The sequence below is a fragment of the Mycolicibacterium sp. XJ2546 genome (assembly GCF_053483195.1).
The window spans coordinates 1-651 of sequence record NZ_JBEFRW010000052.1; the positions used below are offsets into that span (position 1 = coordinate 1).

The 651-nt window shown below is 54.2% G+C and carries 1 rRNA gene; it reads right to left on the minus strand.

The features are described from left to right. Window positions 1-651: ribosomal RNA gene (locus ABQE44_RS25785) — 23S ribosomal RNA — on the minus strand; the annotation flags it as partial.

Here is a 651-nt window from a genome sequence, read left to right on the forward strand (position 1 = left end):
AGTCTCCCACCTATCCTACACAAACCGAATCGAGCACCAATACCAAGTTGTAGTGAAGGTCCCGGGGTCTTTTCGTCCTGCCGCGCGTAACGAGCATCTTTACTCGTAATGCAATTTCGCCGAGTCTATGGTTGAGACAGCTGAGAAGTCGTTACGCCATTCGTGCAGGTCGGAACTTACCCGACAAGGAATTTCGCTACCTTAGGATGGTTATAGTTACCACCGCCGTTTACTGGGGCTTAAATTCTCCGCTTCACCCCCCGAAAGGGGTTGACGGGTCCTCTTAACCTTCCAGCACCGGGCAGGCGTCAGTCCGTATACCTCGTCTTGCGACTTCGCACGGACCTGTGTTTTTAGTAAACAGTCGCTTCTCACTGGTTTGTGCCACCCCCTCCCGCTGCCCCGGGCAAGCCGGTTGACGGTGTGGGGGTCCCCCTTCTCCCGAAGTTACGGGGGCATTTTGCCGAGTTCCTTAACCATAGTTATCTCGTACGCCTCGGTATTCTCTACCTGACCACCTGTGTTGGTTTGGGGTACGGGCCGTGTATGGACTCGCTAGAGGCTTTTCTCGACAGCATAGGATCACCGAATTCGCCTCACTCGGCTATGCATCACCTCTCAGGATTGATGCCAGACGGATTTGCCTATCTG